This is a genomic window from Vreelandella arctica (assembly GCF_037070215.1).
Classification (GTDB): Bacteria; Pseudomonadota; Gammaproteobacteria; order Pseudomonadales; family Halomonadaceae; genus Vreelandella; species Vreelandella arctica.
In genome coordinates, this window is sequence record NZ_JBANSN010000008.1 from 145,413 (window position 1) to 170,145 (window position 24,733).

At 54.2% G+C, this 24,733-nt stretch carries 25 protein-coding genes and 1 other RNA gene; 6 read left to right on the forward strand and 20 right to left on the reverse strand.

Annotated elements, in window-relative coordinates:
• Nucleotides 1-43 precede the first annotated feature (43 nt).
• The 11 genes from murG to rsmI form a co-directional block, all read right to left on the reverse strand.
• Nucleotides 44-1,141: an undecaprenyldiphospho-muramoylpentapeptide beta-N-acetylglucosaminyltransferase gene (gene murG, locus V8L70_RS09750; protein ID WP_336269312.1), complete on the reverse strand. Its 1,098-nt coding sequence runs from the start codon at nt 1,139-1,141 to the stop codon at nt 44-46.
• Nucleotides 1,142-1,174: 33 nt separating this feature from the next.
• The gene (ftsW, locus tag V8L70_RS09755; protein WP_008958687.1) at nt 1,175-2,356 is read right to left on the reverse strand and encodes a putative lipid II flippase FtsW; all 1,182 of its coding nucleotides are present in this window, start codon (nt 2,354-2,356) and stop codon (nt 1,175-1,177) included.
• On the reverse strand, nt 2,353-3,741 hold the full coding sequence (gene murD, locus V8L70_RS09760) for a UDP-N-acetylmuramoyl-L-alanine--D-glutamate ligase (RefSeq protein WP_336269313.1): 1,389 nt from the start codon (nt 3,739-3,741) through the stop codon (nt 2,353-2,355). The genes ftsW and murD overlap by 4 nt, the downstream gene beginning before the upstream one ends.
• A gap of 58 nt (nt 3,742-3,799) precedes the next feature.
• The gene (mraY, locus tag V8L70_RS09765; protein ID WP_008958685.1) at nt 3,800-4,882 is read right to left on the reverse strand and encodes a phospho-N-acetylmuramoyl-pentapeptide-transferase; all 1,083 of its coding nucleotides are present in this window, start codon (nt 4,880-4,882) and stop codon (nt 3,800-3,802) included.
• Between the two features lie 14 nt (nt 4,883-4,896).
• Complete coding sequence (locus tag V8L70_RS09770) at nt 4,897-6,249, reverse strand: UDP-N-acetylmuramoyl-tripeptide--D-alanyl-D-alanine ligase (RefSeq protein WP_336269314.1); 1,353 nt, start codon at nt 6,247-6,249, stop codon at nt 4,897-4,899.
• A complete protein-coding gene (locus V8L70_RS09775; protein WP_336269315.1) occupies nt 6,249-7,742 on the reverse strand; it encodes a UDP-N-acetylmuramoyl-L-alanyl-D-glutamate--2,6-diaminopimelate ligase in 1,494 nt (497 codons plus the stop codon). The genes V8L70_RS09770 and V8L70_RS09775 overlap by 1 nt, the downstream gene beginning before the upstream one ends.
• 18 nt (nt 7,743-7,760) lie before the next feature.
• Nucleotides 7,761-9,467 (reverse strand): peptidoglycan D,D-transpeptidase FtsI family protein, encoded by a 1,707-nt coding sequence (locus V8L70_RS09780; protein WP_101146227.1) that lies wholly within the window; start codon nt 9,465-9,467, stop codon nt 7,761-7,763.
• Nucleotides 9,464-9,799, reverse strand: a complete 336-nt coding sequence (ftsL, locus tag V8L70_RS09785) for a cell division protein FtsL (protein ID WP_101146228.1) — start codon at nt 9,797-9,799, stop codon at nt 9,464-9,466. The genes V8L70_RS09780 and ftsL overlap by 4 nt, the downstream gene beginning before the upstream one ends.
• Nucleotides 9,800-9,813: 14 nt before the next feature.
• On the reverse strand, nt 9,814-10,770 hold the full coding sequence (rsmH, locus tag V8L70_RS09790; protein WP_157826477.1) for a 16S rRNA (cytosine(1402)-N(4))-methyltransferase RsmH: 957 nt from the start codon (nt 10,768-10,770) through the stop codon (nt 9,814-9,816).
• 67 nt (nt 10,771-10,837) lie between these two features.
• Nucleotides 10,838-11,208: RNase P RNA component class A (gene rnpB / locus V8L70_RS09795), an RNA gene on the reverse strand.
• Nucleotides 11,209-11,240: 32 nt separating this feature from the next.
• Nucleotides 11,241-12,098 (reverse strand): 16S rRNA (cytidine(1402)-2'-O)-methyltransferase, encoded by an 858-nt coding sequence (gene rsmI / locus V8L70_RS09800; protein ID WP_008958679.1) that lies wholly within the window; start codon nt 12,096-12,098, stop codon nt 11,241-11,243.
• Between the two features lie 114 nt (nt 12,099-12,212).
• Between rsmI and V8L70_RS09805 the strand changes: the two genes are divergently transcribed.
• The 4 genes from V8L70_RS09805 to V8L70_RS09820 all read left to right on the forward strand — a co-directional run bounded on the left by V8L70_RS09805 (nt 12,213) and on the right by V8L70_RS09820 (nt 15,376).
• Nucleotides 12,213-13,718 carry a penicillin-binding protein activator gene (locus V8L70_RS09805; protein ID WP_336269316.1) on the forward strand — a complete coding sequence of 502 codons (1,506 nt, stop codon included), beginning with the start codon at nt 12,213-12,215 and terminating at the stop codon, nt 13,716-13,718.
• Nucleotides 13,708-14,079: a YraN family protein gene (locus V8L70_RS09810; RefSeq protein ID WP_336269317.1), complete on the forward strand. Its 372-nt coding sequence runs from the start codon at nt 13,708-13,710 to the stop codon at nt 14,077-14,079. Before V8L70_RS09805 ends, V8L70_RS09810 begins: the two co-directional genes overlap by 11 nt.
• 48 nt (nt 14,080-14,127) lie before the next feature.
• Nucleotides 14,128-14,718, forward strand: a complete 591-nt coding sequence (locus tag V8L70_RS09815) for a phosphoheptose isomerase (protein ID WP_008958676.1) — start codon at nt 14,128-14,130, stop codon at nt 14,716-14,718.
• A gap of 85 nt (nt 14,719-14,803) precedes the next feature.
• Nucleotides 14,804-15,376: a BON domain-containing protein gene (locus V8L70_RS09820; RefSeq protein WP_336269319.1), complete on the forward strand. Its 573-nt coding sequence runs from the start codon at nt 14,804-14,806 to the stop codon at nt 15,374-15,376.
• A 96-nt stretch (nt 15,377-15,472) separates the two neighbouring features.
• Here the strand turns inward: V8L70_RS09820 and V8L70_RS09825 are convergent, their stop codons facing one another.
• The 8 genes from V8L70_RS09825 to zapE form a co-directional block, all read right to left on the reverse strand.
• Nucleotides 15,473-15,964 carry a ClpXP protease specificity-enhancing factor gene (locus V8L70_RS09825; protein WP_336269320.1) on the reverse strand — a complete coding sequence of 164 codons (492 nt, stop codon included), beginning with the start codon at nt 15,962-15,964 and terminating at the stop codon, nt 15,473-15,475.
• A 66-nt stretch (nt 15,965-16,030) separates the two neighbouring features.
• Nucleotides 16,031-16,657 carry a stringent starvation protein SspA gene (sspA, locus tag V8L70_RS09830; protein WP_008958673.1) on the reverse strand — a complete coding sequence of 209 codons (627 nt, stop codon included), beginning with the start codon at nt 16,655-16,657 and terminating at the stop codon, nt 16,031-16,033.
• 149 nt (nt 16,658-16,806) lie between these two features.
• Nucleotides 16,807-17,574 carry a cytochrome c1 gene (locus V8L70_RS09835; protein WP_008958672.1) on the reverse strand — a complete coding sequence of 256 codons (768 nt, stop codon included), beginning with the start codon at nt 17,572-17,574 and terminating at the stop codon, nt 16,807-16,809.
• Complete coding sequence (locus V8L70_RS09840) at nt 17,574-18,833, reverse strand: cytochrome b (RefSeq protein ID WP_008958671.1); 1,260 nt, start codon at nt 18,831-18,833, stop codon at nt 17,574-17,576. The genes V8L70_RS09835 and V8L70_RS09840 overlap by 1 nt, the downstream gene beginning before the upstream one ends.
• Nucleotides 18,833-19,432: a ubiquinol-cytochrome c reductase iron-sulfur subunit gene (gene petA / locus V8L70_RS09845; RefSeq protein ID WP_008958670.1), complete on the reverse strand. Its 600-nt coding sequence runs from the start codon at nt 19,430-19,432 to the stop codon at nt 18,833-18,835. Before petA ends, V8L70_RS09840 begins: the two co-directional genes overlap by 1 nt.
• Nucleotides 19,433-19,641: 209 nt before the next feature.
• The gene (rpsI, locus tag V8L70_RS09850) at nt 19,642-20,031 is read right to left on the reverse strand and encodes a 30S ribosomal protein S9 (protein ID WP_008958669.1); all 390 of its coding nucleotides are present in this window, start codon (nt 20,029-20,031) and stop codon (nt 19,642-19,644) included.
• A 13-nt stretch (nt 20,032-20,044) separates the two neighbouring features.
• A complete protein-coding gene (rplM, locus tag V8L70_RS09855; protein ID WP_008958668.1) occupies nt 20,045-20,473 on the reverse strand; it encodes a 50S ribosomal protein L13 in 429 nt (142 codons plus the stop codon).
• Nucleotides 20,474-20,658: 185 nt separating this feature from the next.
• A complete protein-coding gene (gene zapE / locus V8L70_RS09860; RefSeq protein WP_101146235.1) occupies nt 20,659-21,843 on the reverse strand; it encodes a cell division protein ZapE in 1,185 nt (394 codons plus the stop codon).
• Between the two features lie 207 nt (nt 21,844-22,050).
• On the opposite strand from zapE, the gene V8L70_RS09865 reads away from it, so the two are divergent.
• Nucleotides 22,051-22,509, forward strand: a complete 459-nt coding sequence (locus tag V8L70_RS09865; RefSeq protein WP_035587068.1) for a ZapG family protein — start codon at nt 22,051-22,053, stop codon at nt 22,507-22,509.
• Between the two features lie 62 nt (nt 22,510-22,571).
• Here the strand turns inward: V8L70_RS09865 and V8L70_RS09870 are convergent, their stop codons facing one another.
• Nucleotides 22,572-23,333, reverse strand: a complete 762-nt coding sequence (locus tag V8L70_RS09870; RefSeq protein WP_008958665.1) for a Nif3-like dinuclear metal center hexameric protein — start codon at nt 23,331-23,333, stop codon at nt 22,572-22,574.
• Nucleotides 23,334-23,462: 129 nt separating this feature from the next.
• On the opposite strand from V8L70_RS09870, the gene V8L70_RS09875 reads away from it, so the two are divergent.
• Nucleotides 23,463-24,728: a Do family serine endopeptidase gene (locus V8L70_RS09875; protein WP_008958664.1), complete on the forward strand. Its 1,266-nt coding sequence runs from the start codon at nt 23,463-23,465 to the stop codon at nt 24,726-24,728.
• The last annotated feature ends 5 nt before the right edge of the window (nt 24,729-24,733 follow it).

Genomic DNA, 24,733 nt, shown 5'->3' on the forward strand with positions numbered 1-24,733 from the left:
GCGGGAGTGCCACGTGAGGGTGCCGTGGGTTTGTCTTTATCGATCACGCAGAATCTCCTAGCTTTATCATCGCCAAACACCCTTCAGCCAAGCGCTGAGTCGCATCCAAATGCGCGGCCTGACGGGCGTTCGCCGCCATCGCAGCCAGGGTATTGGGGACGAGCAATTCATTTAAAAAGTCGCTTAAACGCTCAACCGTCAACTCAGACTGTACAACGCACTTGGCGGCGCCCGCCTTAACTAACACCTGCGCGTTGATACGCTGATGGTCATCGACCGCAAAGGGAAAAGGCACCAGCAGTGAAGGCTTGGCGGCGGCAGCCAGCTCGGCCACGGTGAGCGCACCAGAGCGGCATACCACTAAATCGGCCCACTCATAAGCAGCAGCCATATCATCAATAAAGGGACTAACCTCAGCGTTTACGCCGTGCTGCTGATAATTTTCGGCAGTCGCAACATCACGATCATTACCCGCCTGATGGCGGACCTCGGGTCGCTGCTCAACAGGCAGTGCAGCAAGCGCTGGCGCCAAGCGTTCGTTTAGCGCAACGGCGCCAAGCGAGCCCCCCACCACTAGTAGACGCAGTGGTCGTGCAGAGAGCGTGTCAGCATTCCTTGGCGTACTACCCAAGGCAGCGATATCGTCACGCACGGGATTTCCAATCACTTCGGCGCGCGAGCCAAAGGCTTCTGGGAAGGCGGCGTAGGTACGCTTAGCCAGTCGCGATAAAACGCGATTTGTCAGCCCTGCTACAGCGTTCTGCTCATGGATAACCAGGGGGATACGTGTCAACCAAGCCGCTAACCCGCCTGGGCCACTGGCAAAACCACCCAGGCCAACCACAACATGCGGTTTGAACTCTTGAATCACCGTCCGCGCTTCTAAGACTGCACGGGAGAGGTTCAACGGCGCCTTCAGCCAGCCGGCTATGCCGTTGCCGCGTAGCCCGCTAATGGCAATAGTATGTAATTTAATACCCGCTTCAGGCACCAGTCGGTTCTCAATCCCCCTGGGGCTGCCCAACCACTCAACATCCACCTGCTGCGCCTGCAGTGCTTTAGAGAGTGAAAGCGCTGGGAACACATGGCCGCCGGTGCCACCTGCCATTATCAGCACTCGTCGCCTAACATTAGTCTTCACATCAAACTCCTGATAGCACCAAGCGGCATAACGTTACGATAAACGCGGTTCATGGCGCGATTTATACGGGGTGGACGCACGTCGGGGGCGATGACGCGTTTCGGCATCCGTGCGCAGCAGCAGCCCCACCATCACGCCAGTTACCAATAGACTAGAACCGCCATAGCTCATTAGCGGCAATGTTAAACCTTTGGTTGGCAACAGCCCCGAACTTACCGCCATATTAATAAATGCCTGCGCAGCCACAACAAACCCAATGCCGTAACTTACATAAGCGCCAAAAAGATGCCCGGCCATCTCCGCTTTGCGCCCTACCCACATAGCGCGCGCAATAAATAGCGTAAATAGCAGCACGACAATAATCGCGCCGATCATACCCAACTCTTCGGCGATCACCGCAAAGATAAAGTCGGTATGCGCCTCAGGCAGGTAGTGCAATTTCTGAACGCTGTTACCCAGACCGGTACCGGTTACATGGCCCCGCCCAAAAGCAATCAACGCCTGGGTTAATTGGTAGCCAGTCGCAAATTGATCGGCCCAGGGATCCAAAAAACTGGTCCAACGCGCTAGCCGATAGGGTTCAATCAACACCATCACAACCGCACCAGAACCTAGCAACAACCCGCTACCCATTAACAGCACCAACGACGCACCGCACATCATCAGCATGCCAATCACACAAATGGTAAAGACCACCATGCCGCCAAAATCAGGCGCTAAGAAAAGCAGCCCAACAGGCACTGCCAGCACGGCAAGCGGGCGCCACATACTGAACGCCCGGCGACGCAGGTCATAAGTAAAACGCGACATGAACGCCGCCATATAAAAAATCAGCCCGATTTTGGCAAATTCAGAGACCTGCAAACTAGGCAACGGCCCCGGCAATGCTATCCAGCGCTTACTGCCGTTAATTTCCTGTCCAATAATCAGTACTAGAACCAACAGAAAGATAGAGGCAAGCAGAATAAGCGCAGCATTCTGGCGCCAGGCTTCCAGCGGCACACAGAGCATAAATACACATGCCATGATAGCGAGTACTAGGAAAACGCCGTGCTGGCGGGAGTAGTGGTAAGTATCTTCCAGTAAGCCAATTGATGCCGAACTCACCATTACCCAGCCCAAACCCGCTAAGGCTACTGCCGCCATCACCAGCCAGATATCACAGGGCAAATCCCGCGTGGAAAGAACAGTACGCAGACGCTGAAGTCGGCTCATGACGCTCCCCCAGTAGTGGACGTTGCCTGTTGGTGCACCCAGCGGCGAAATACCTCGCCGCGTTCTTGGTAATTAGCAAACTGATCCAGGCTTGCACAGGCAGGTGATAGCAGCACGCAGTCTCCAGGCTGAGCGATTTCAAACGCTGCTTGCATGGCCTGAGTTAGATCGTCTACCTGCTGAGTCGTTACGTGACCATCCAACGCCTCCGCCAATCGCGGAGCATCCAACCCAAACAGCAGCACATGACGCGCGCACTTCTTCAAAGGCTCGGCCAACGGGGTAAAGTCTGCACCCTTGCCAACCCCACCGGCCAATAAAATCAAACGTCCTTCCAACGTAACGCCAATGCCATTGATGGCCGCCAGAGTAGCGCCCACATTGGTGCCCTTGGTGTCGTTAACCCAGGTGACATCGTTGATACGCGCTATCATTTCGCTGCGATGTGCCAGCCCTTTAAAGTCACGCAGTGCGCGACACATGGGCGCCGCTGCAAACCCTAATGCCTGCCCCATCGCCAGCGCAGCCAGTGCATTAAGGTAATTGTGCTGCCCAGTCATGCGTAACTTGTCAATGCTCAACCAGGGCGTGTCACCCTGCATCAGCATTAACTCACCTTGATCACGCGCCAGCCCCCACTGGCCCTCCACCGGAGCGTCATGGGAAAAGTAGGCCACTTGGTCAACGGGATAGTCAGGCCATGTCAGAGGGTCATCCCCATTCACCACCGCGTGCTGGGCGCCGATAAAGATACGCTGTTTTGCAGCTCGATAACCGTGCATATCACCGTGACGATCAAGGTGGTCTTCGGACAGGTTCAGGAACGCGGCACAGCTCGCCCCCAGACAAGGAGTCGTCTCCAGCTGAAAGCTCGAGAGTTCAAGGATATAGAGCGCGGCATCCGGGTGGCTGGCCAACAAGTCCAGCGCGGGGGTGCCCAAATTACCGCCCACTGCCGCATTCACGCCTGCCGCCGCTGCCATTTCACCGAGCAGTGTGGTCACCGTCGACTTCGCATTAGAACCGGTGATAGCAGCAATGGGCGCCTTCGCGGCACGCACGAACAGGGCCATCTCACCCACCACCATCGGCTCCCCAGTGCGAGGATTTAGCTGATCCGCCAGCTCTTTTAAGCCCGGCATTCTTGGGTCAAGCCCAGGGCTTACCACCACCTCTTCCACATCGCGCAGGTCCAGCTCAGTAAGCGAGCCGCAGTGAATTTCCACCCCCGGATGCGCGGCGCGAAAATCATCAAGCCCCGGCGGTTCGGCCCGCGTGTCCGCTACCATGTAAGGTACATCTAAGCGACTTAAATGACGGCAGATCGCCCGACCGGAAAGCCCCAGCCCGACAACCAGCGTTACTCCCTTAGCTACTTGAACCATTACAAGCTCCCTCTCGCATCATGCCAACGATCAGTCGACGCACTCATGGTCAGATGCATTAACGAACTTTGAGCGTTGCGAGGCCAAGCAGCACTAGCACCACGGTAATAATCCAAAAGCGGACAATGACCCGCGGCTCAGGCCAGCCTTTCAATTCATAGTGATGATGCAAAGGCGCCATTCGGAAGATACGACGCCCGGTGAGCTTGTAGGATCCCACCTGAAGGATGACCGACACCGTTTCCATGACAAAAACACCGCCCATGATAAACAGCACAATCTCCTGGCGTACGATCACGGCCACCACACCCAGCGCAGCCCCTAACGCCAAGGCACCTACGTCGCCCATAAAGACCTGGGCGGGATAAGTGTTAAACCATAAAAACCCCAGCCCAGCGCCAGCAATCGTTGCGCAGAACACGGCTAATTCACCGGTTCCGGCAATAAACGGAATATGCAGATATTCGGCGAAAACGGTGTTGCCACTGGCATAAGCGAATACCGACAAGCCCATGGCCACGAGCACCGTCGGCATAATAGCTAGGCCATCTAAGCCATCAGTTAGATTGACGGCGTTGGAGCTCCCTACAATCACGAAATAGGTAAGCACGATATAGAAGACCCCGAGCGGCAGCGCCACCTCTTTGAACAGCGGCACCAGCAGGCTGGTCTCGACCGGCGTGGAGGCGGTTAAATAGAGCAACAGCGCCGCCCCCAAACCCACCACCGACTGCCAGAAATACTTCCAGCGAGCGGGTAAACCGCGTGGATTTTTTTCCACTACTTTGCGGTAATCATCGACCCAACCGATGGCGCCGAAGCCGAGCGTGACGCCTAGCACCACCCAGATATAAAGGTTGGTTAAGTCACCCCATAACAAGGTGCTGATGGCAATGGCCAGCAAAATCATTGCCCCACCCATGGTGGGGGTGCCCGCTTTTGAGAGGTGGGACTGCGGCCCATCGTCACGCACGGATTGCCCGATCTGCCCTTCCACCAGGCGCCGAATCATCCATGGCCCCAGCCATAAGCAGAGCATTAACGACGTGAGAGCGCCTAAAATTACGCGAAGGGTTAAATAGTTAACGACCTGAAAATCAGATTGGTACTGCGACAGAAAATTCGCCAAGTGAAGTAACATGAACGGCGTTTACCTTATTTATCCGAACGCAGTGCATTGACGACATGTTCCATGCCCGCACTGCGCGACCCTTTCACCAGCAACGTGGTGTCAGGCGGCAAAGTATGAGTGACATAACGCGTTAGCGTCTCGTGATCGTTAAAGTGCAGCCCACGACCAAAGGCTTCGCTGGCGGGACGTGCGGCCTCGCCCAGCGTTAACAGCTCATCAATACCAAGCTCGGCGGCGTAGTGGCCGATATCGGCGTGCAGCGCAGCCGATGCTTCCCCCAGTTCGCCCATCGCCCCTAACGCACACCAGCGTGGCGGAGGAAAGCTGGCCAAGGTATCCAGGGCCACTTTGACCGCGCCAGGATTGGCATTATAAGTGTCATCCAGCACAGTGACACCCCGCAATCCGGATACCACGACCAACCTACCGGCAAGCGCTTGCAGCGATTCCAGGCGTGATATAACTTGCTCTTCCGGCACGCCGAGCATTAATGCCGCAGCTGCAGCGGCCAACGCATTACTGACATTGTGCTTGCCCAGTAAAGGCAAACGCACTTGGCCCAGCGCTCGACCATGCTGCAATAGCGTGAAAGCATACCGCCCTTGCGAATCACAGGAAAGCGCTGCGGCGCTCACATCCGCCGCGGGGTGAAAACCAAAGCTCACCACCCGCCGCGGAGCCGCACGAGCAGCCCAAAACGTAAAATAGTGATCATCCCTATTCAGAACAGCAGTACCCTGCTCGCCCAGCCCGACCAGCAGCTCACTTTTCGCCTGGGCAATCTGCCCCATGCCACCGAACTCGCCCACATGGGCACCGGTGACATTGGTAATAATCGCCACATCGGGCTTGGACAGCGGGGCTGTCCAGGCGATTTCGCCTAAATGATTAGCGCCCAGCTCAATCACCGCGGCTTGATGATGCGGCCGCAATTGTAATAAGGTCAGCGGCGCGCCAAAGTCGTTATTCAGATTACCTTGAGTGGCTAATACGTCGCCTAAAGGCGCTAGCAGAGCAGCACACATCTCTTTGACGGTCGTCTTACCGCTATTGCCGGTGACGGCTACCACGGGACCATGCCATGCGCGCCGGTGCGCACCGGCAATCAGCCCCAGGGCCAAACGTGTATCCGGACATACCAGCTGGGGTAAGTCGACAGCAACGGGCGCCTCTACCAATGCCGCTACGGCACCGAGCTCGTGGGCAAGCGCAACAAAATCATGACCGTCAAAGCGGGGGCCTTTAAGGGCAACAAACAGGCAGCCAGGCTCGATCTTGCGGCTATCAGTTACGACTGAACTGACTAGCAGCTGCGCCTTATCAGCAGGCGCCTCAATACCCAGCACAGAGGCGAGCTGGCCAAGTGTCCACTGCATTAGTCGCTTCTCCGCCCAGCGAAGGCACGCTGGATCTCTTCGCTATCGGCATAGGCATGGCGAACCCCTTGGATATCCTGATACGCCTCATGGCCTTTTCCGGCGATAAGCACGACATCCTGAACAGACGCCTGCTGAATAGCGGTGGCCACGGCCTTCTGGCGGTCCCCTATTTCAATAGGGTGCGAGGTATCAGAGAACCCAGACAAAATCTGTTGGCGGATTTGCTCAGCGGACTCGTGCCTAGGATTGTCATCGGTAACGATAATGTGGTCGGCCAGCGCCTCGGCAGCTTTAGCCATTTCGGCTCGTTTACCCGTATCACGCTCTCCCCCGCAGCCGAATACACACCACAATTTGCCAGCATCACCCAGATGGGCACGCAGCGCTTGTAGCGCGCTATGAAGCGCATCCGGCGTGTGCGCATAATCCACCACCACGGTAGGCGTGCTGTCATCACCATAGCGCTCCATCCTGCCTGGCACCGGCGTCAGCGAAGAGGCGGCGGAGAAGAGGTCGTCGAGTGATTCGCCTAATCCGTACAACACAGCCATCGCTAACAGCACGTTATCTAAATTAAAACGCCCCATTAAGCCTAAGCTGAGCATTTTCTCGCCATCGGGTGTCGCAATCATTGCCTGCTGCCCCTGCTCAGAGGGCTGCCAGTCCAGCACGCGCAAGGTAACGGCTTCATCTTTACCCGTCGCCAGCACCCGTACATTACTGTTGCAACCTGCCAGCATTAAGCGTGCTAAGAGGTCATCGCCATTGACTACCGCTAGACGGAGCTCAGAGCGCCGGAAAAGCTTCGCTTTGGATGCCGCATAGGCGGCCATACTGCCGTGGTAGTCCAAATGGTCGCGAGTCAGATTGGTAAACACGCCTACGCTTACGTTTACCGCTTCCAAGCGGTACTGATCCAGCGCATGGGAAGAGGCCTCAAGCGCCACACGCCGCACACCCTGGCTGGCAAGCTCACCCAATGTCGCCTGCAGCGCTAAGGAGCCAGGCGTGGTTAAGCCGCTATCGCGCAACTCACCGGGGCGCCCTACACCCAACGTACCAATCAGTCCGGTGGGCGTTCCTAATGTCTCGCTAAGTGCAGCGATATAGTGAGTGACGGAGCTTTTACCGTTGGTACCGGTCACGCCAATCACTTCAAGATCATTAGGCACTTTAAACATGGCGCGTCCTAACTCACCCAAGCGCACCGAAAGATGCGGCAGTTTCAGCACGCGGCCTTCAAGCAACACCTGACCGGGCTCGCCTTGCGCTAACACAAGCACAGCACCCGCCTCGAGCGCTTGCTCGATAAAATCGCGACCATCACGCTGGCTGCCCGGTACTGCCACAAAAACATCGCCCGTTTGTAGCTTGCGGGAATCCATTTCTATGCGTACTAGATCCGGCAGCTCAGGCAGGTCGGCGGGCAGTGGTGAATTAGGCCATACGTGGGCAAGCGCCGACACCACATCGACTGAACTCAGCGTCATGCAAACTCCTTAGAAAAACTACTCGGCATCGTGATCCGGCGGAACATCCAACAAGCGCAAAGCATTACCCGTTACGCTGGAAAAAACCGGGGCGGCGACAGCACCACCATAAAATTCGCCGGCCTTGGGGTGATCAATCATGACTACAGTGACGATACGCGGATCAGAAATAGGCGCAATCCCTGCAAACACACTGCGATAAGCATCGGTGGTATAGCCTTGCTGTCCGGTCTTACGCACGGTGCCCGTTTTCCCTCCCACGCGATAACCTTCCACACGGGCTCGCCGACCACCGGTATAAGCGGCTACCGAGGTTTCCAAGATATTGAGCAGATCATTCGCAACCGTAGGCGATATAGCAGGAATGCCCTGAGGGGGTTCAGAAAGGCGTAAAAGAGAGGGCTGCAAACGAACACCATCATTAGCTAACGCTGTGTAAGCACTCGCTAGCTGCACCGCGGAAACAGAGAGTCCATAGCCATAAGAGAGCGCCGCTCGCTCACTGCGCGACCAGCGCACCGGTGCGGGCAAACTACCCGTCGACTCACCAGGAAAGCCTGTGCCGGGCGCTTGCCCTAACCCTAACTGGTTATATTTTTCCCAAAGGGCAGTATCGCTCAGTTGCAGTGCTAAGCGTGACATACCGATATTCGATGACTTCTCCAGGATACCGGCCAGATCCAACTCGCCATAGTTACGGAAATCGCGAATCGTAAATTGATCCAGCCGCATCCAACCGGGTGATGTATCCACTATGACATCGCGGTCAACCACCCCGCTCTCCAAAATAGCCGCCATGGCCAGCGGCTTCATGACCGAACCAGGCTCAAATACATCCACCAGTGCTTGGTTACGCAACCCACGCGGATCGAGTCCTGCCCGGTTATTAGGGTTATAGGAGGGCAAGTTCGCCATTGCCAGCACCTCCCCCGTGCGCGCATCCATCATTACCAGTACGCCACCATCAGCCTCATTTTCAGCGACTGCCGCACGCAGCTCACGGTACGCCATATACTGAATACGTTGATCGATAGCCAAAGTGAGCTCGCCACCCGGCTGGGCTTCGTTAATCACGCCAAGCTCACGCACCAGACGCCCACGGCGATCTTTAATTACCCGTCGCTGTCCAGGGTGGCCAGCCAAATAGGGCTGATAGGAGAGCTCTAAACCTTCTTGTCCAATGTCATCAACATTGGTGACGCCCAATAATTGCGCCGCCACTTCGCCAGCAGGATAGTAGCGCTTGTATTCACGCTGGGGATAGACACCGGGGGTCCGTAGGTTAAGGATCTGCTGGGCCGCGGCGGGAGTCATTTGGCGGCGTAAATACATAAATTCACGCTCGCTAAAGCGTGCTACACGCGACTCAAAGTCATCCAGCGTCATCCCTAACGCCTGGGCTAGCATAACGCGCTGTATGGCATCCTCGGGCAACTCCTGGGGATTCGCCCAGAGTGTGACGACCGGCGTAGAAATAGCCAGTGGCTCTCCATTACGATCGGTAATCATGCCGCGGTGGGCGGGAATCGCTTCATGGCGGAGGGTCCGTGCATCCCCCTGGCTTTGCAGAAACGGACGGTCAATAACCTGAAGCAGCGTAATGCGGCCGATTAAAATAGCGGATGCCAAACCAATCGCCAATAAAATAAATACGAACCGGCCGCCTCCAAGAGGAGGTGCAATCGGGGCCTGACGAGAGGTGCCTCCGCGACGCTCGCTTCTCATGGCCTAATCACCTCAACATCATGGACATCGGGGATTCGCATGCCCAGGCGCTCGGTGGCAATTTGCTCAATGCGGGCGGGCGTTGACCATGCGCCCTCTTCAAGCAGCAGCTGCCCCCACTCTGTTTGCAGTTGGTTCTCTTCTTGCTCTAGCTGTTGCAGCTGAGCAAATTGCACCCGCGTCATATGCGTAGTAATGACAACAGCTAACCCAGAGGCCATGCAGAGTAAAAATAACAGGCTAATAACCACTGGCCAGGCGCGCAGACGTAGCTTGAAAGGCCATTCGGTGCGTAGCGTGGTTGCCCACTGCTCAATCCGATCCATGCTCATGATTACATCCGTGATTACATCCGTTTGCGTGCAGCCCGCATGACGGCACTTCGTGCGCGAGGATTAGCATCCACTTCTTCCTCACTTGGCCGCACGCCTTTGCCTAACGCCTCAAGACGCCGATTCATTTGATCGTCGCGAATAGGCACCCCACGCGGAAGGTCAGTGTCACCGCGCACATGATGACGGATAAAACGCTTCACGCGGCGATCTTCCAGCGAGTGAAAACTGATCACCACTAAGTGACCGCCGGGGGCAAGCGCCTCAAGCGCCGCATCAAGCGCACTGTCTAACTGCTCAAGCTCACCGTTGACGAATATACGCAGCCCTTGGAACGCTTTGGTGGCTGGGTGACGCCCTTTTTCCCAGGCGGGGTGAGCAACTTTAAGTACTTCAGCCAAATCCACCGTATGGGTGAATGGCTTCTCGACTCGACGAGTGACCACCGCCCGGGCTAAACGCTTGGCATAACGCTCTTCACCATAGGTTTTAAACACGTAGGCAATATCAGCTTCACTGGCACGCGCCAAGAATTCAGCAACACTTTGTCCCTGGGTAGGATCCATGCGCATATCCAGCGGGCCATCACGCATAAAACTAAAACCGCGCTCGGGATCATCAAGCTGAGGGGAGGAAACGCCTACATCAAGCAGCACCCCTGAAAGCTTACCGAACACGCCTTGCTCACGAGCAAACTCGGCAAGCTGGGCAAACTCACGCTGGGTAATCTGGAAACGCGAATCATCAATGTCAGCCGCTGCGGCAATGGCTTGGGGGTCGCGATCCATGGCGAGCAGCTGACCTTGCTCGCTCAGACGGTCAAGAATTACCCGTGAGTGACCGCCTCTCCCGAAAGTACCGTCTAAATAGACGCCTTGATCGTCATGCACCAGGGCATCAATAGCACCTTCCAGTAGTACGCTGGTATGGCGAAAGCGGGAAGCAACCTGTTCAGCGTCAGGAGAAGGCATTTTTTTCTCACACAAGATGTTAGAGACAACGTAATAAAGAGCGTGCATGCACGCCCTGATGTGGAAATGGGGGAGTCGGCCGATAAGCCGGGTTCTGTCGTGGACAGCCATTCCTCTAGGCGCTGCGTTACCACAGCGCTCAAGCAACCTACCCGGACCCAGCGCGGGCCACGCCATTGGGTCCCTATTTGGTCTTGCTCCGAGTGGGGTTTACCATGCCACGCACTGTTACCAGGCGCGCGGTGCGCTCTTACCGCACCCTTTCACCCTTACCGGCCCCAGAGGTTTATTTCAGGGGCTTAGGCGGTCTACTCTCTGCTGCACTTTCCGTCGGCTCACACCGCCCAGGCGTTACCTGGCACTCTGCCCTATGGAGCCCGGACTTTCCTCCCCCAACACCTTTTAAGGGGTATTAGCGGCGACTGTCTGGCCAACTCCGGCGGCAAGCATACCAGCGCCCTCGACTTGCCTCAATGCTCGCCTTTAATTGCTTGCAAACGAGCGTACCAAGCTTGCTTACGCCCACCGAGCATTCGCGAGGCAATCGCAGCGCCCTGCTTAACGCCCACGCCCTCTGCCAGCAGTGCCTCTAGCAAGGCCTCCGCTGATATATTCTGATGTTCACTCTGCTCAACCGGCGGAGCGCCAGCCACAATAATGACGAATTCGCCGCGAGCTTGATTAGGGTCAGCCGCCAACTGCTCAAGCAAACTCTCAGGCGTTCCGTGCAAAAATGTCTCAAAAGTTTTGGTTAGCTCACGCGCTAATACCACATCCCGCCCGGCCATTTGCTCCTGCAGCGCCTCAAGGGTGTGCACAATACGGTGAGGCGACTCGTAAAACACCAACGTCTCTTCACGGGTTTTCCAGCCTTCTAGTGCTTGACGTCGAGCACCTGGCTTAGCGGGCAAAAAGCCAGCAAATACGAATCGGTCGGTGGGCAGCCCGGCTCCTGACAGCGCGGTGATCAGCGCACAGGGGCCAGGAATCGGCACGATATGGCGGTTTCGCGCCCGCAGCTCCCGAACCAACACAAAACCTGGATCGCTAATCAACGGTGTTCCTGCATCGCTGATTAAGGCAATATCTTCTCCTGCGGCGAGATAGCTATCCAAGGTATCCACACGACGCGCTTCATTGTGTTCGTGTAAGGAGACCATCGGCTTATTCAAGCCTAAGTGCGCCAACAGGCGGCCGCTATGGCGGGTATCTTCAGCTGCAACCCGCGCGACTTGCCCTAATACCCGAGCGGCACGTGCGGTTAAGTCGTCCAAATTCCCAATTGGCGTGGCAACCACGTACAATGTACCCGGATTATGGTCTGGCATTGTTGACTCTCAATTCGTTGATGGCTTGCTCTATCGGTGCGCTATGCTTGTGCCGTAGCCTCGGCAAACGCTGGCAAGCAGCGACAGCGCAAATGGAAACTTAAGGAAGGATACATGAAACAGTCATTACGTGGCTTACTCGCCGCTGCCCTTGTGGCATTTCTCGTTGCTGGCTGTGCGATGCAGTCGCCAAGCGTGGTAGACCGCGTGCCTGTTGAAGACCCAGGTCAATTACTCAACCAAGCGGAACAGCAGGCACCCGAACAAGCAGCTAAAACGCGCCTGGAAGCAGCCAACATTCTGGCGAGGCAGGGTGAGCGCGACAGAGCCTTTGAAACCGCCGACGGAATCGATGAAAGCCTGCTATCAGAGCCTGACCGTGTGCGCTGGGCGTTGCTATTTTCCGAACTTGCCCGCGCACTGGACGAACCACGCGCCGTTTTACGCGCCACACAAGTACTCGACGACGAACTGCCAATGCAGGCTAGCCAGCAAGAGAGGCTTGCAGAGCGTCAGCGCTGGGCTCGTGAAGCGCTTGACCAACCTGGCGCGGTAACGGTCGCACTGCCTGAGCTTGAAGGTCAGGCAATACGCCGTATCGTGGTTGCACTGCCCGAATCTGGCCCACTTAGCAGCGTCGCTAACACCATCGCTACCGCCATGCGTCAGCACCATGATGTTAAAGGGGGCAATACCGAACTCAGCTTTCTCGACGCGTCGCGCTACTCACTTGATGAGCTCTATGACCGCGCCCAGCAAATGAACGCGCAACTAATGATTGGCCCATTAGATAAAAGCCAAGTCACCCAGCTAGAGCAACGCGATAGTGTTCCCCTTCCTACGCTGGCGCTCAACTATGGCAGTGGCGATAACAACCAAGCACAGCGGCTATTCCAGTACGGCCTCTCCGCTGAAGATGAAGCACGCCAAGCGGCTCGCCGTGCGTGGCAGGATGGCCACCGCCAAATGTCCATGATGGTGCCTGATAACGACTGGGGGCGCCGCGTAGGTGAAGCCTTTTGGAATGAGTGGCATAGCCAAGGCGGTGAAGTTGCCAACGCCGTACGCTATAACCCTGATAGCTCCGTCTCTAATGCGGTACAAACCGCTCTCAATGTCAGCGGCGAACGCGCCCGCCTAAGCAATATTGACGCACTTTTCCTACTCGCGTTACCGGAATATGCGCGCCAAGTGCCGCCCACCATGGACTATTATTACGCCCCCGATCTGCCAATTTATGCCACATCGCATTTACATGAAGGCCGCTTGCAAACGCGCCTTGATCAAGATTTAAACGATGTCATGTTTATAGATATCCCCTGGCAAATCCCCGATGCTGCGGTTGGTGGTGAAGAAGCGCTTCCTTTTGCATCCACCTATCAGAGCCTACGCGATGAATCGGATGCGTCTATGTTCCGCCTAATGGCCATGGGTGTTGATGCTTACGAGCTGGCAATTCGCTTCTCAAATCTTAACGAGCTCAACGGCTTGAACGGCAGTACCGGCATGCTTTACTTAAACGACGACGGCCGCATTTACCGTGAGCTGCCTTGGGCAAAATTCCAAAACGGTGTTCCATCGCCTATTTTGATCCCTAACCGTAACGTCAGTGACGAATAACGCCCATACCGCTCGTGCCCGCGGCGCAGCCATTGAGCAGATAGCTGCTCAATGGCTGCGCCAACAGGGACTCACCCTCGTCACGCAAAATCATCACGTGAAAGGGGGTGAGCTTGACTTGGTAATGCGAGATGGCGATATTCTCGTCTTTGTCGAAGTTAAACATCGCACGACGACGCGCTATGGACATCCTCTAGAAACGGTCACCCACCAGAAACAGCAGCGATTGGTTCGTGCAGCTAGGTTATATATCGCTCGCGGTGGACTTTCATCGCCATCCCGCTTTGATATCCTGGCGATTACTGGCAAGTCCCCCGATCTTGAGTTTCACTGGGTGAAAGCTGCTTTTGATGCCTTTTGACTGTCTTTAAAAACGGTCTTTACACTTTAATTTAACCAGGAAGCCCTGATGGACTTTCAATCTCGGATACTCGGCCACTTTAACGCCAGCATCGACACTAAAACGTATGCCAGCGAAGTGCTTCCGCCCTTTATTGAAGTGGCAAGCCAAATGATGGTGCAGTGCCTTGTTAGCGAAGGAAAAATACTTAGCTGCGGCAATGGCGGCAGTGCAGGCGACAGCCAGCACTTCTCCTCTGAACTGCTCAACCGTTTCGAACGCGAACGGCCAAGCCTGCCTGCGTTAGCGCTTACCACCGACACATCCACGCTAACGTCTATCGCTAACGACTATAGCTATAATGAGGTATTTTCAAAGCAGATCCGGGCACTGGGCCAACCGGGAGACGTGCTGCTGGCTATCTCAACTAGCGGCAATTCAGGCAATATTGTGCAAGCTATCCAGGCGGCGCATGATCGTGATATGACCGTTGTCGCTCTTACCGGTCGCGATGGCGGCGATATGGCCTCGCTGCTAGGCCAGGATGATTGTGAAATCCGCGTTCCTGCCACCTCGACGGCGCGCATCCAAGAGGTTCATCTTTTGGTCATTCACTGCCTATGCGACCTTATCGACGAACAACTGTTTGGCAGCGCTTAAACACCAGCAGTCCTTGTTTATAGCGTTAACATAAACGGACTTTGATAAATTTTTAACAGCTAGCTAGCACCAAGGAGTCATACCGATGCCCCAGCACCTCTCCTCTCGCGGTTTTATCGCTGCTGCGCTTTGCGCGGTAATGTTTATCAGCGGCTGTGCCAATAACTCCGCTTCCAATCAGTCAAACTATGCCCAACGTAGCGACGACGTTGAAGCCATTGATGCCACCATAGAGCGCGAAGTTGACGACGCTCTTGAGCGTGCCGATGCGCGACTCGGCGACGCTCGTATCCGCGCCCATGCCTATAACGGTGTGGTGCTATTGGTGGGACAAGTGCCTAGTGAAGAGCTTCGCGCGATGGCGGGCGAAGTCACCAGCAGCTTACGTGGGGTCAATGAAGTTCATAACGAACTCACCATTGCCGCTCGCCTACCGGCCAGCCAGCGCCTGACGGACACATGGCTAACCACCAACGTCATCAGCCACCTGGCCACTAATGACCACATTGATTCCTCCAAACTAAAAGTGACTACAGAAAACGCCAGCGTTTACCTGATGGGCAGCGTGACGCGTGAAGAAGCCGACCGCATCGTCAATGCAGCCTCCGCAGTTGGCGGCGTACAACGAATCGTCAAGGTGTTTGACTACATCGACTAATCTGTACGCGCTTTCATTGCCAACTTGCATAAAAAAAGCCTCGCTTGATAAAAGCGAGGCTTTTTAATCCACACCACTGGCGTTATTTAACTCGCGTTATTTAACAACCCGTAGCGTTGGTTTTTTCTTGGCGCTAGGAGCTTTATCAGAGGTTTCGGCTGAAGTTTTGGGATCGCCATGTTCATCATGAACTGGCTCAGTGACTGAAAGCTCAGGCTTACCAGAGGCTTTCTCGTCGTCCTCAATATCCCCAAAAGATTCGGCGTCTTCACCCAGCTCAGGCTCATGGCCAAAAACCATTCCAGCGCCATTTTCCCGGGCATAGATAGCAATCAAAGCCGGCGTCGGAATCATCACCTGCATCGGCTGCCCACCAAAGCGGGCATTAAAGCCTATTGCCTGATTCTCCATAAAAAGATCGCGCACGGCAGTAGGTGCCACGTTCAAAACGATCTGGCCATTCTGAACAAACTGGCGAGGCACCTCGACGCCTGGCAAAGTAGCATCCACCACCAGATAAGGCGTTAGCTCATTATCCAGCAGCCACTCATAAAGCGCTCTGGCGAGATAGGGGCGACTCGATTTCATCTAGACTCCCTCCTCCTTACAAGTAAGGCTCCCTGCCTCTAACAAGCGAACGGGAGCCGAATGAATTCAAGCGCGCATCTCTTTTTCACGCTCACTTAAAGATGCCTTAAACGCTTCACGCTCAAATACACGTGACATATATGCCAGCAACGGCTTAACCTGCTTTTCAGGCAGTTCAATATTGAGATCCGGCAAACGCCACAACACAGGCGCTAAACAGCAATCCACTAGCGTAAACTCTTCGCTCATGAAATACGGCATATCTTCAAAAATTGGTGATATACCAATTAAGCTTTCGCGTAGCTCTTTACGCGCTTTATCCGCTTCTTTCTTTCCACCGCTGCGAATCTGATCAACCATTGGACACCACTCACGCTCAATGCGGTGCATCCATAGACGACTTTGCGCCCGAGCCACTGGGTAAACAGGCAACAACGGAGGATGCGGGAAACGCTCATCCAGATACTCCATCATGACTTTGGACTCATAAAGCACCAGGTCACGATCTAACAGTGTCGGTACACTGTTGTACGGATTGAGGTCTGCCAGCTCTTCTGGTGGTTTTTCGTCGAGAACATCGACGATATCAACGGCGACCCCCTTCTCGGCCAGCACAATGCGCACACGATGACTGAAATGATCATCACCACCTGAGTAAAAGATCATCGACGACCGCTTGGCCACAACACCCATGAAAGCATCCTCACTTCAAAACAATCTTGGATAATAACACGCCAGCACACCCTTAGGGGAAGCTAGCTTGCTTTGCTTTATTGTCATGCTGACAAGAAAAAGGCGCACAGCTCACGCCGTGCGCCCTACTGACGATCAGCTACTACTAATTAGTGGATATCTCGCCAATACTCACGCTTGAGCAGGTAAGCAATCACACCAAAAATGAAAATAAAGATCAGCACCTTAGGCGCCAGTGCCTGGGCCTGAAGCTTGGAGGGCTCGCCTACATAAGCCAGGAAGTTAGTAAGATCATACACCGCTTCCTCAAACTCAGCAGGCTCGAGCTCACCAGGCTCTGTGACTTGCAGCACGTCACAAGACTGATACTTACCTGATAGCGCATCCGGCTCTTGCCCTTCTACCGGATGATCCGTTTCAGCGCACACCAGCTCTTGCACGCCCTGCAGAGGCTCCAACACGTTAGGCATTGCTACCAAATCGAATACCGTGTTGTTGACGCCGGTTGGACGGCTGGGATCTTTATAAAAACCGAGCAGATAGGAGTAGATCCAATCGGTTCCTCGCACACGTGTTTTCAGCGACAGATCAGGCGGCGGCGCACCAAACCAACCCTCTGCATCGCCACTGTCCATAGCAATGTGCATTTGATCGTTATAGGCCAACTCAGGTGAAAAAATCAGATTCTCTTCCACCAAATCCTGAGGCATCCCCAAGTCGTCAGCCGCACGGGCAAAACGCTGGTACTGAAGCGAGTGGCAACCCATGCAGTAGTTAACGTAGAGCTTCATGCCGTTTTGCAGCGAGGCTTGATCGTGAAGATCAGGCTCCATCGAATGAGGCACACTTGCACCCCCTGCAGCCATCGCGGTTACTGGCACTAAGGCGAAAAGGAGTCCTAATAGATGCTTTTTCATTAGCCAGTCACCCTTTCTGGAACGGGTTTAGTCTTCTCAAGCTTGGTGTAGACAGGCATCAAGACAAAGAAGGCGAAATAAATCACGGTGCATGTTTGCGCCAGAATGGTTCGCCCTGTCGTTGATGGCAACACACCTAAAACACCGAGAATAACGAAGCTGATGGCAAACAGCAGCAACATCACTTTCGACATCCAGCCTTTATAACGCATAGAGCGCACCGGACTACGATCCAACCAAGGCAGCACAAACAATATGGCAATCGCCGCGCCCATAAAGATAACGCCCAGGAACTTGGCGTCTAAGCCAAACACCGAGAAGGTAATCGCACGAAGAATGGCGTAGAACGGCGTCATGTACCAAACGGGCGCAATGTGGTCAGGTGTTTGCAGCGGGTTAGCCTGATCAAAGTTAGGCCGCTCAATGAAGTAGCCTCCGCCTTCTGGGAAGTAGAACACCACCACACAGAAAACAAACAGGAATACCGCGACACCTACCAAGTCTTTAACCGTGTAGTAGGGATGGAAAGGAATTCCGTCCAACGGAACACCGGCCTCATCCTTCTTCTGCTTGATATCAATACCGTCGGGGTTATTTGAACCCACTTCATGCAGGGCAATGATATGCAGCACTACAAGCGCCAAAATAACGATGGGCAGGGCCACCACGTGCAGCGCAAAGAAGCGGTTAAGGGTAATCCCTGAGATCAGGAAGTCACCGCGCACCCACTGCGCTAAATCAGGGCCAATAGCGGGAATGGCAGAGAATAGCGAAATGATAACCTGCGCGCCCCAATAGGACATTTGGCCCCAAGGAAGCAGGTAGCCCATAAAGGCTTCCGCCATTAGCACCAGGTAAATCGTCATGCCAAAGACCCACACTAACTCGCGGGGGGCTTTGTAAGAACCGTATAACAGGCCACGGAACATATGCAGGTAAACAACGAGAAAGAAAGCAGAGGCGCCGGTGGTGTGCATATAGCGAATCAACCAGCCCCACTCCACATCGCGCATGATGTATTCGACAGAATCAAACGCACCTTCAGCCGAGGGATTAAAGCTCATCGTCAGCCAAACCCCGGTTAGGATTTGGTTAACTAGCGCCAGCAGCGCTAACGAGCCAAAGAAGTACCAGAAGTTGAAGTTTTTTGGCGCGTAATATTTAGATAGATGCTCTTGCCACATTTGAGTCGCAGGAAACCGATCATCTACCCACCGCATGACGCCCTTTTCCGCTTTGGCTTTATTCGGGTTACCCATTAGGCACTCTCCTCATCTTCGCCGATGACAATGATGTCGTCATTCTCAAAGCGGTAGGGTGGAACCTCGAGGTTAGTCGGCGCAGGAACGTTACTGAACACACGACCAGCTAAGTCAAAGCGAGAACCATGGCAAGGACAGAAGAAACCACCCGGCCAATTATCGACGCCTACGCCCTCTGCATCAGGCTCAGGGCGAAAAAGTGGCGAGCAACCTAAGTGTGTACAGATACCAATCAGCACCCCAATCTCAGGTCGAATCGACCGCAACCCACCATCAATGTACGCAGGTTGTTGTGGCACTTCCGAATCAGGATCAGCTAACTGGTCACTACCCAGCGATTCAGTGCGCTCAATCATCTCTGGTGTACGATTGATAATCCATATAGGACGACCACGCCACTCAACGGTCATACGCTGTCCTGGTTCAAGCCTCGATATATCCGCTTGAACAGGAGCACCCGCCGCTCTTGCCCTGGCACTAGGCTGCCAAGAAGCCACAAAGGGTACCGCAACCCCGACAGCACCTACCGCACCCACAACGGAGGTGGCGCCTACGAGGAAACGGCGTCGGCCTTTGTTTACGCCGTTATCTGCCATTTCAGGTTTCTCCCATCAGCTTACCCGCTTCGCCGCAAAGGCGTCTTGCGGCGACGAATATCAAATACGCTCTATGGTAAAAAAACAAAGCGCTATGCACAAGAACAACCGCCCGTGACCATAGTGGTACGAGCAATATAATTTTATGATATTTCAATAAAAAACGCCCAGGTCGATGACCTGGGCGTTTTGCCGCATAGCGTAAAGAATTAACGCTTAGAGAACTGCGGACGACGACGTGCTTTGCGCAGGCCGACTTTCTTACGTTCAACTTGACGAGCATCACGCGTTACGTAACCAGCGGCACGTAGCGAAGGACGCAGGTCTTCATTGTAGTTCATCAGGGCACGTGTAATGCCGTGACGAATAGCACCTGCTTGAGATGAGCCACCGCCGCCAGCGACAGTCACGAAGATGTCAAACTGGCTTAGCGTTTCGGTCAACTCAAGCGGCTGACGAACAACCATACGACCAGTAACGCGACCAAAGTAAAGGTCTAGGTCTTGGTTATTGACAGTAATTTTGCCAGAGCCTGGCTTCATAAACACGCGAGCGGTGGAAGTCTTGCGGCGCCCGGTACCGTAATACTGCTGTGTCATGGCGAAGATTTCCTCAGATGTCTAGTTCAAGCGGCTGTTGGGCAGCATGCGGATGCTCGGCACCGGCGTACACTTTTAACTTAGTGTACATGGCGCGACCCAAAGGACCTTTCGGCAACATGCCTTTAACGGCAGACTCAATGATGCGCTCAGGCGCATGATCAAGCATTTTGTCGAATGTCATAGAGCGCAGACCGCCCGGGTAACCAGTGTGGCGGTAGTAGGTTTTAGCCTTCGCCTTGTTGCCGGTCACATGGACTTTCTCTGCGTTGATAACAACGATGTAGTCGCCGGTATCAACGTGAGGGGTAAATTCGGGCTTATGCTTGCCGCGTAGGCGACGAGCAATCTCGGTTGCCAGGCGACCGAGCGTTTTGTCCTTAGCGTCGACAACATACCAGTCGCGCTGGACGGACTGCGGCTTAGCACTGAACGTCTTCATGGATAAAATCACCAGATTAAATGTATTGGGTGACTCACACCGCTATACGGCGAAGCACCATCCCTATTCTTTTTGGTTGCCAGCTTACGCAAGCAACATGTAGCGAGGCGGCATTCTACAGTAAGGACAGCGACAAGTTAAGCCGTATCGTGACTTTTTTACTTGCCCGATAGACTCTTTGCCTTCTAGGGTTTATGCGCCAACGCCAAGTATTCTTTTGACTGCATTTCCTGTAGCCGGGAAAGCGTGCGCTGGAACTCAAACGTCAGCTTGCCATCGCTGTAAAGCTGCTCAATTGGCACTTCCGCCGACATCAGCAGCTTTACGCCACGGTCATAAAATTCATCGACCATATTGATGAAACGGCGCGCCTGATCATCTTTTTTTGCATCCATTCGCATTACATTGGAGACCAACACGGTGTGAAACTCACGGGCCAGCTCAATATAGTCATTTTGACTACGCGGCCCGTCACACAACTCAAGAAATTCAAACCAAGCAATATCATCATGCAAACGGCGGGCTTTAAGCACACGATGGTTAATTTCTAGCGACGCATCTACTTCGCCCGCCTGCCCCGCTATTTCACGAAAGCTACGCGAAAGTTCATGCTCAGCCGCTTCTTCCAGCGGTGAGTGAAAAATAGCAGCCCGCTCAAGTGCGCGCAGACGATAATCAACGCCTGAATCGACGTTCACCACGCTGCAATGCCGGTTGACAAGCTCAATGGCAGGCAGAAAACGGGCCCGCTGCAGACCCTCTTTATACAGGTCATCAGGCACGATATTTGAGGTTGCCACCAGCACCACCCCGCGCTCAAAAAGCGCCTCCAGCAGGTTGGCAAGTATCATAGCATCGGTAATATCTTTGACGAAAAATTCATCAAAGCAAATCACACGCGCCTCAGTGGCAAATTTACCCGCTATCAGCGTGAGGGGATTTTTTTCACCCTTGTAGTGTGTCAGCTCATTATGGACGCGCTGCATAAAGCGATGGAAATGGGTACGCATTTTGTCAGGAAAAGGAAGGGATTCGTAAAACGTGTCCACTAAATAGGTTTTACCACGCCCTACCCCTCCCCAAAAATAGAGCCCTTTTACCTGAGGCAAGACCGGTTTATCGGCAGAAGAAGATTTTTTACCCATTAAGCCGGCCATTTTGGCTTTCAAGCCCTTATGGGCAATCAAGGTTTTTGGCACGGTCGTAGGTGCAGCTACAAGCTCATCATAAAGCCGCTGCAAATGTTTTACTGCTGATTCCTGCGCCGCATCATATTGAAAATCCTCACGCTCTAAATCCGCGCGGTAGCGCTCAATAGGCGATGCTGGGCGTGTTTTGGACATTGCCCTATCCGCAGATGTTGATGACATGCAATCGCCTCCCACAGCATGTAAGGCAGCAGCCAGCACAATGACTGGCAACCCTAAGAAGGCTGCGATTATACCCGTAGAGACGTCTAAGCGCATGAGTGGATTGACCCAACTGGCAGACTGACGCCTATAATGGCAGCCTGTTTAATTCAAAAGCTGCTGGCTAATGCAGTCTGCGGTTATATTCAAGGCGCCAGGGAGAACACTGTGGACGCAAGCTCACCATTAACCTTTGCCATTATCGGTTTTATCGTCGGCTTAATCGTTGGATTGGGCAGTTACCGCCTCTTCAGCAAAAGCCAGCGTGAGGCTGCTTCCATGCGTCAAAAGCTACTCGAACGCGAACATCAAATCGCTGAAATGAAGAACAGCGTGGGCAGCCATTTGACCGGGATCTATCAGCGACTCAGCAATATTCGCGATGAAGCCAACCAACTAGAACTTCAGCTAAAAGAGGACGCTGAGGAATGGGATATTCGCGATGCAGCGATTCAGCCAAGCCTTGATCTTTCTGGCATCAATTCCACCTCTGAACAGCAGGCACAGGCTGATACAGCGGCTCCCGCTACCCCGCGCGACTATGCCGACGGTAAAGGCGGCACGCTATCTGAGGATTTTGGCTTGAAAAGTAATGAGGTGGCAACGCCTCAACCACCTCGCTATTAAGTAACCAAACCACAGTAAGCTGCCCCGATTCTCGTCAACGATCTTTCGGGGCGCTTAATGTGTTAAGCAGGATTATCAATATCCACAAAGCGATGCTCAACATCATACTCATCGCTTAACCACTCACCCATGGCCTGGATTCCATAACGCTCGGTAGCGTGATGGCCAGCAGCGATGTAATGGATTCCCATTTCGCGCGCCAAGTGGGTGGTTCGCTCTGATATTTCACCCGACACGAAAACCTGCGCCCCCGCTTCAAAGGCTGCCGTAATCATGTCTTGCGCCCCACCGGTGCACCAGGCAATGCGCTCAATATCACCCACCTGCGGGGCTTCAATGACCAAAGGCTCACGCTGAAGGGTGTGCGCAACTTGCGCTGCGAGATCCTGTACAGAAAGTGGCTGCGCTAAACGTCCTGACCATAAAAGCCCTTCTCCTAGCTCGCCATCAATACACCCCTCCACTTTCCAGCCTAGGCGCCTGGCCAATTCGGCGTTATTGCCCATTTCGGCGTGAGCATCCAACGGTAGGTGGTACGCCAGCAGGCTGATATCGTTATCAAGCAGTGTTTTAATCCGCTTCTGCTTCATACCGGTGATCGCAACGGGTTCGTTTTTCCAGAAATAGCCATGATGGACCAACACCATATCCGCCTGCCAAGCAACGGCTTCGTCCAGCAAAGCCTGACAGGCTGTCACTCCCGTCATAACGCGTTTAACGTGCTCACTACCCGCCACTTGCAAACCATTAATCGTATAATCTTTAAACTGAGCAGCGCGCAGCTGATGGTCACAGGCTGCCACTAATTGGTCACGATGAATCATATTGCGTCCTTTTATTGATTTAACTGCACCCGTGAGGAACTTGCTAAGAAAGTGTTACCATTAAAACATTGTAAAACTCGCGGCTTTTTATCGCGAACAGTGAGACTGACTCGTTAAGGAATTTATTACATGCGACGCTATGTGCTGCCTTACCTATGGCCTGTTGTTACTGGCGTACTGCTCGCTGTGGTGATTCTGTTTGCGCTCCCCGAGCAACTTCCCAACCCATTTCGTGATTCACCGCCACAGGCGCCTCAATCTCCGGCCCCGGTGATCTCTACGGTCCCAGCGGCAGTGGAACCCAACCCTAATCGCCCAGCTCCAGAAATACACCAAGCTGCACCTCTATCCCGCAATAAGGGCCCGGTGAGCTATTCACGAGCAGTCGAACAAGCAGCGCCGGCCGTGGTTAACATTTATTCATCACGTATTGTGGAACGCGATCAGCACCCACTGATGTCGGACCCCTTCTTCCAGCAATTTTTTGATAGCCAGGGCGACGATGCGACGACTCACCAGCGGATGCTTTCCAGCCTAGGCTCTGGGGTTATTGTGAGTGAAGACGGCTACGTATTAACCAATCACCACGTTATCAATGGCGCCGACGAAATTCAGGTGGCGTTACGTGATGGGCGCGAAACGTTGGCCGAAGTGATTGGCACCGACCCTGAAAGTGATTTAGCCGTGCTGCGCATTAATTTGGACGACTTGCCGGTTATTGAACTGACCGATTCTGCCGATGTAGCAGTGGGCGACGTAGCGCTGGCCATTGGTAACCCTTTTGGGGTCGGCCAAACCGTCACCATGGGCATTATTAGCGCCACGGGGCGTAATCATCTAGGGCTCAACGCCTATGAAGATTTTATTCAGACAGATGCTGCGATCAATCCAGGCAATTCTGGCGGCGCGCTGGTCAACCCTGACGGTGCCATGGTGGGTATTAATACCGCCATTTTCTCACGTTCAGGTGGCTCCCAGGGTATTGGGTTTGCGATCCCCGCCAACCTTGCCCACAGCATCCTAGATGAACTGGTTACGCAAGGGCGTGTGATTCGTGGCTGGCTGGGTATAGAGGCACAAGCGCTGTCACGTGAGCTAGCGGCCTCCTTTGGGCTGCAAACACCTCAAGGCGTTATTGTTGCCGGTGTCGTCAGCGGCGGCCCGGCTGCGCTAGCAGGCCTAGAGCCTGGCGATGTACTACTCGCCGTGGACGGAGAGCCCATTCTGGATGCTCGCTCCACGATGAGCGAGATCGCCTCAATACCGCCCGGCACGTCGCTACCATTAACCATTGTGCGCAGCGGTGAGCGTATGGAAATGACACTGGAAGTAGGCGAACGCCCGCTTCCCGCTATTCCGATTAATGAAGAGGTGCCCGGCCAACGCGACTCATAGCGGTA